The sequence below is a fragment of the Streptomyces hirsutus genome, from assembly GCF_001418415.1.
GTDB lineage: Bacteria > Actinomycetota > Actinomycetes > Streptomycetales > Streptomycetaceae > Streptomyces > Streptomyces hirsutus.
The window spans coordinates 1-5,878 of sequence record NZ_LIQT01000377.1; the positions used below are offsets into that span (position 1 = coordinate 1).

A 5,878-nucleotide genomic window follows, 5' to 3' on the forward strand; every position below is an offset into this window, starting at 1 on the left:
ACCGGGTACGGGGCGGGGGGTCGGCGCGGTACGGCTGTTGGCCGGAGTGGCGCGGGGACCCTGGGCACTCTCGTGAATCTGAGGCTCCTCGGGAATGAGAGGCATGGGCTGATTTTTATCAAACATTGGTACGGCTCGCGCCACCGGGTGGCACATGAGTGCGAACGGAATCGTCAGAAATCGAAGCCGAGCTGACCCTCGATCGCCGGAACACTTCCGTCCGCCCAGCTGCGGACCTTCTTGAGATGACGCCACTGGGGCAGCGCATCAAGATACGCCCACGACAGCCGGTGGTAAGGGGTGGGTCCCCGGACCTCCAGCGCGGCCCTGTGCACGGGTGACGGGTACCCGGCGTTGTCCGCAAAACCGAAGTCTGCATGCTCGGCACCCAGTTCGGCCATCATTTTGTCGCGGTGCACCTTGGCGATCACCGAGGCCGCCGCGACGGCCACGCACGACTGGTCACCCTTGATCACGGTTCGGACCCGCCAGGGCGCCCCGAGATAGTCGTGCTTGCCGTCGAGTATCACCGCGTCGGGCCGGACCGGCAGCCCTTCGAGCGCACGCACCGCCGCCAGCCGCAGCGCGGCCGTCATCCCCAGTCGGTCGATCTCCTCGTGGGACGCGTGACCCAGGGCGTACGACGTCACCCAGTCCCTCAGCGTCCGGTCGAGTGCGTCCCGCCGCTTGACGGTGAGGAGCTTGGAGTCGGTGAGTCCCTCGGGGGGCCGGCGCAGTCCGGTGACCGCCGCGCAGACGGTGACGGGGCCGGCCCAGGCGCCGCGCCCCACCTCGTCGACACCTGCGACGATCTTCGCCCCGGTCGTGGCGCGGAGGGAGCGCTCGACAGTGTGAGTTGGTGGTTCGTACGGCATGGCGCCCTTAGCGTACGCCGCTCGGAACGGCCCGCGACACCCAGGTTCCCCGAGCGATGCCGGGGTCCCGGGAGCCTCGGGTCAGGAGCCCGTCGGACGCAGCAGCGGAACCATCAGCAGGTCGATCATCTCCTCCACGTCGACGTCCGCCCATTCACTTCCGCACACCTTGGACCGGTACATCATCATCGCCGGGACGGCATCGAAGACATAGCTGTTCGCCGCGTCGGCACGCACCTCTCCACGCTCGATGCCGCGCTCGATCACCTCTCGGAGCATCCTGATGGTCGGCTCCACGACTCCTTCGAAGATCACGGCGTGGAACCGCTCGGCTCGCTTGGAATCGCATTCGTGAATGACCGAGCGCAGGGCGAGGCCCGGCCGGGAGAACATCGCGTCACGCGCCCTCAGACACAGGGTCAGCAGGTCGCCGCGCACATCGCCCACGTCCGGCGCCGCGTCGAAGGGCGGCAGTCCGGCCCTCAGGGCGTCCGCGACCAGGTCCTCCTTAGAGGGCCAGCGGCGATAGACGGCGGCCTTTCCGGTCTGGGCGCCGGCGGCGACGCCTTCCATCGTCAGGCCGTTCCAGCCGACCGTGCTGAGCTGCTCCAGGGCGGCATCGAGGATCGCGTGTTCCAGCACGGCGCCGCGGCGACGGGAAGCAGCCGTCTGAGCCTGGGCGTCCGCCCAGCTCGAAGTAACCATCTGACTCTCTCCAACGAGCAGGGGAAGCGGGCATTTCGGGGATGGGGCGCGCACCGCACGGCACCTGCGGGGGGCGTACCGGGCGACCGCACACTCAGTGAACGCTTGCGTTCACTGTCGGCGACTCCTAACGTGGACTCAACAGTGAACGCGAGCGTTCACTGACACACTCGTGGGGGATCCATAGTGACAACCTCTCCATCGATCCAGGACCGGAAGCCGGGGGCGGCCCGCCGGGGCGGGCATCCCGGCATCGCACTCACCGTCATCGCGGCCTGTCAACTCATGGTGGTACTGGACGCGACGATTGTGAACATCGCGCTTCCGCACATCCAGAACGCTCTCAGTTTCAGCACCACCGACCTCACCTGGGTGGTCAGCGCCTACACGCTGACCTTCGGCGGCCTGCTGCTCCTCGGCGGCAGGGCCGGTGACATCCTCGGCCGCCGCCGCGTCTTCATGACCGGCATCCTGCTGTTCACCTTCGCCTCGCTCCTGGGCGGGTTCGCCCAGGAGCCCTGGCAGCTGCTCGCCGCGCGGGTACTGCAGGGTGTGGGCGGCGCGATCGCCTCGCCCACCTCGCTGGCACTGATCACCACCACCTTCCCCGAGGGCCCCGAGCGCAACCGGGCCTTCGGCGTCTTCGCCGCGGTCTCCGCCGGCGGCGGCGCCATCGGTCTGCTGGCGGGCGGCATGCTCACCGAGTGGCTCGACTGGCGGTGGGTGCTCTTCGTCAACGTGCCGATCGGCCTGCTGATCGTCGTGCTCGCCCCGCTCTACATCAACGAGTCCGAGCGGCACACCGGTCGTTTCGACATAGCGGGCGCGGTGACCTCGACGGCCGGTATGGCGTCCCTCGTCTACGGCTTCATACGGGCGGCGGAGGAGGGCTGGCGGGACAACCTGACCATCGGTTCCTTCGTCGCCGCGGTCGTCCTGCTGGTGTCCTTCGCCGTCATCGAGTCGCGGGCCAGGGAACCGATCACCCCGCTGCGGATGTTCGCCGACCGAAACCGCTCCGGTACGTACGTGATCATGCTCAGCCTGGCCGCCGCCATGTTCGGCATGTTCTTCTACATCGTTCTCTTCGTACAGAACGTGCTCGGGTACACCCCGATCGAGGCCGGGCTCGCCTTCCTGCCGGTGACCGTCGTGATCGCGCTCGGGGCAGGCCTGTCGCAGCGGTTCCTGCCCGTCTTCGGCCCCAAGCCGTTCATGCTCGTCGGCTCGGCGCTCGCGGCGGCCGGTCTGGCCTGGCAGACACTGATCACCTCCGAGAGTTCCTATGTCGGCGGCATCCTCGGCCCCATGCTCGTCTTCGGCTTCGGCATGGGCCTGAACTTCGTGACACTGACCCTCACCGCGGTCTCCGGTGTGGCCCAGCACGAGGCCGGCGCGGCGTCCGGACTGCTCAACGCTACCCAGCAGGTGGGCGGATCGGTGGGACTGGCGCTCCTCACCACGGTGTTCGGCACGGCCGGCAGGAACGAGGCGAAGGAGCAGCTCCCGGCCTTCCTCGCCGAAGGGACGCCGGAGCAGAAGGCGGAGTTCGCCCGGACCCACCAGCTGCCCGAGCCCTGGGGACACGAAGTGCTGGCGCAGGGCATCTCGACGGCCTTCATCCCGGCCGCCGCCATGGCCGTACTCGCCCTGGTCACCGCCTGGTTGGTGATCCGAGTGCGCAAGAGCGACCTCGATTCCCTCGCCGGCTCCGCCGGACCGGGCATCGGCTGACGAGGGCGCACCGCGGGCCGGGCGGCCCGGCGCCACTCCTGCCGGTCCCGGGGGGACGGCCCGGAGGGCACCGGGCCGTCCCACGGCTGCCAGGACCGCGACCGCGGAGCCGAGCAGCACGGTGAGCGGTGCGGTGAGCTGCACGTCCACGATCACCTCCGGCGGGGCAGGGACTCGCCCGGCCGTCGCCCCGTCTCGGGCCTCATGTCCCACACGGCTGACGTCCCGACAACGGGCGAACGGTCACGGAGAGTTCCCATGGCGCACGGAGAGTTCCGAAAACCTGCGGGTCCGCGTCCGGGCCGAGACGGAAGGCAGCGGGCCTCGTCCCGCACGGCTGACGGACCGGTCCTGACACGGCCGGACCGCTGGAGCTACACCGGCATCCAGCTCGGCAGCGCCTCGACCCGCTCGGCCCACCCGGCGGGCGGCGTCCCGGCCTTCCCGGCCGCGACCACCCCGCCCACGATGGCGCAGGTCGTGTCGACGTCCCCGCCCGCCTGAGCCGTGGTCCAGAAGGCCTGTTCGTAGTCGCCCAGGCCTCGGGCGGCCGACCACAGCGCGAAGGGAACGGTGTCGTGGGCCGTCGTCCGCCGTCCGCACCCCAGTACGGCCGCGACGGTGGCCGTGTCCCCGTAGTCGAGCATGTCCCTGGCCCGCCGCAGCCCCGCACCGACCGCGCTCTTCCTGGGCACCAGCGCGACGACCCCGTCGAGCAGGGCTTCGGGGCCGGGCGGCCCCCCGGGGGCAGCGGCGAGTGCGGCTGCCGCGGCGACGGCCATCGCACCGACCACGGCCTCGCGGTGCTGGTGGGTGGGGTAGGCCGAGATCTCGGCCTGGTGGGTCGCCTGCTCCGGATCGTCCGCGTACCAGGCGCCCAAAGGCGCGATGCGCATCGCGGCGCCGTTGCCCCAGGACCCCTGGCCGTTGAAGAGGCCTGCGGCGAGCTCGCGCCAGTCACCGCCTTCGCGGACCAGCCGCAGCAGCCGGCCGACCGCGGGCCCGTAGCCCCGGTCGAAGTCATGGTGCCGGGCGAAGGACTGCGCGAGGGCGTCCTGGTCGATCCGCCGATGGGCGGCGAGGACGGCGACGACCGAGCAGGCCATCTCCGTGTCGTCCGTCCACTGCCAGGAGCCCGGGGGCAGCTCACGGCGCATGAGCAGCGGATAGTTCACCGGAACGAAGAACTGCGAGCCCAGCGCGTCCCCCACCGACAGTCCGCGCAGGCTGGCCAGGGCGCGGTCAAGGCGCCCTGCGGAGGTGGAGTCGGCGGTCGTCATCGCCCTGCCACCCTATCCGGTGATCCCGTACGGTTCCGGCTGCCGCCACTGCCCGAAGGGCCGGTCGAGCGTGTACTTGCCGTCCTCCCCCAGAACGAGCACCCGCATCTCGGCGTTGCCCGGGTTCGACAGGGACTCGAACTCCGCGACGGTCCAGTGGAACCACCGCATGCAGAACAGCCGCATGGCGAGACCGTGCGTCACGATGAGGACATTCGGCGGGTGGTCGGGGGCGTCGAAGCTGCGGAACAGGCTCTCCAGGAAGCCGTCGACCCGGTCGTAGACATCGGCACCGGACTCGCCCTGGGCGAAGCGGTAGAAGAAGTGGCCGTACGCGTCCCGGTACGCCTTCTGCAGACGGACGTCCTTCAGATCCTGCCAGTTGCCCCAGTCCTGCTCGCGCAGTCTCGGCTCCTCCCGCACGCGTATGAGCTCCGGGTCGAGGCCGAAGGCACTCAGCGTCTGGTGCGTACGGCGATAAGGGGACACGTACACGCTGACGCGCTCCCGGCCGAACAGGTCGCGCAACCGCTTGCCCGTTTCCTCCGCCTGCCGCCGGCCCCGCTCGGTCAGGGCCAACGCGTGATCGGGTTCGCGCTCATAGACGGAGTCATCAACATTGCCCGTTGATTCACCGTGCCGGACAAGGACGATGCGCCGTGGTCGTGCCATGCTGAAACCCTAGAACGGGTGACGGCCGACCGAGCACCCGCATGCGCCCCGTACGGCACAGGTCACACACTTCCCGCGGTGCGAGACGGTTCCGCGCGCCGGTACGTCACACCGTCCAGACCGGCTCCATGTCCACGATGTCCCCCGTGAGCGCCGCGATGTCGGCCTCCGTCTGTGCCCGCAGCGCGAGACGTTCCACGCGTTCGGTGCGGTACTTGCCGTGCTCGGCCGCCGACCACCACATCGACAGCACCAGGAACTCATGGCCGGGGGCTTCGCCGAACAGCCCCCGGACCATACCGGGCGAACCCGCCATCGCCGGGTTCCAGACCTTCTCGTGCATCAGCACGAAATGCTCCGCCCGCTCCTCGTGGACACGGCACAGCGCCACTCTCAGCAGATCGACGTCCGTGAAGCGCGGTTCGAAGCCGGTCTTCACGTCGAAGCGGTGGTCGAACAGCCTGACCTGCGCGTCCTTGAAGGTGCCCGACTGCGCGGAGGCGAGCCGGTCGTGGGACCGCGCCATGAAGGAATCGTAGAAGGCGCGGCTCTCCCAGAAGGAGAAGATGTGCGCCACGTCCTGCCGCCCCCGGCTCCAGCCCCCGCCCTGTC

Annotated in this window: 6 protein-coding genes; 1 reads left to right on the forward strand and 5 read right to left on the reverse strand. The window is 69.7% G+C overall.

The window, feature by feature from the left end; all coding sequences use genetic code 11:
• Positions 1 to 173: 173 nt before the first annotated feature.
• Both AOK11_RS26620 and AOK11_RS26625 read right to left on the reverse strand, forming a co-directional pair.
• Positions 174 to 875: a ribonuclease HII gene (locus tag AOK11_RS26620; protein ID WP_055596262.1), complete on the reverse strand. Its 702-nt coding sequence runs from the start codon at positions 873 to 875 to the stop codon at positions 174 to 176.
• A gap of 81 nt (positions 876 to 956) precedes the next feature.
• Positions 957 to 1,580, reverse strand: a complete 624-nt coding sequence (locus tag AOK11_RS26625; RefSeq protein WP_055596263.1) for a TetR/AcrR family transcriptional regulator — start codon at positions 1,578 to 1,580, stop codon at positions 957 to 959.
• Between the two features lie 186 nt (positions 1,581 to 1,766).
• Between AOK11_RS26625 and AOK11_RS26630 the strand changes: the two genes are divergently transcribed.
• Complete coding sequence (locus tag AOK11_RS26630; RefSeq protein ID WP_055596264.1) at positions 1,767 to 3,314, forward strand: MFS transporter; 1,548 nt, start codon at positions 1,767 to 1,769, stop codon at positions 3,312 to 3,314.
• 374 nt (positions 3,315 to 3,688) lie between these two features.
• Here the strand turns inward: AOK11_RS26630 and AOK11_RS26635 are convergent, their stop codons facing one another.
• From AOK11_RS26635 to AOK11_RS26645, 3 genes are all read right to left on the reverse strand, one after another.
• On the reverse strand, positions 3,689 to 4,594 hold the full coding sequence (locus tag AOK11_RS26635) for an ADP-ribosylglycohydrolase family protein (protein WP_055596265.1): 906 nt from the start codon (positions 4,592 to 4,594) through the stop codon (positions 3,689 to 3,691).
• A 12-nt stretch (positions 4,595 to 4,606) separates the two neighbouring features.
• Positions 4,607 to 5,266, reverse strand: a complete 660-nt coding sequence (locus tag AOK11_RS26640; RefSeq protein ID WP_079035099.1) for a histidine phosphatase family protein — start codon at positions 5,264 to 5,266, stop codon at positions 4,607 to 4,609.
• A 106-nt stretch (positions 5,267 to 5,372) separates the two neighbouring features.
• On the reverse strand, positions 5,373 to 5,878 hold a 506-nt coding region (locus AOK11_RS26645; RefSeq protein ID WP_055596267.1), incomplete at its 5' end, for a DUF4937 domain-containing protein.

What these genes read in the sequence shown, in the direction of transcription:
- AOK11_RS26620 (WP_055596262.1), bottom strand. Translation starts at nt 875, where the DNA reads ATGCCGTACGAACCACCAACTCACACTGTCGAGCGCTCCCTCCGCGCC.
- AOK11_RS26625 (WP_055596263.1), bottom strand. Translation starts at nt 1,580, where the DNA reads ATGGTTACTTCGAGCTGGGCGGACGCCCAGGCTCAGACGGCTGCTTCC.
- AOK11_RS26635 (WP_055596265.1), bottom strand. Translation starts at nt 4,594, where the DNA reads ATGACGACCGCCGACTCCACCTCCGCAGGGCGCCTTGACCGCGCCCTG.
- AOK11_RS26640 (WP_079035099.1), bottom strand. Translation starts at nt 5,266, where the DNA reads ATGGCACGACCACGGCGCATCGTCCTTGTCCGGCACGGTGAATCAACG.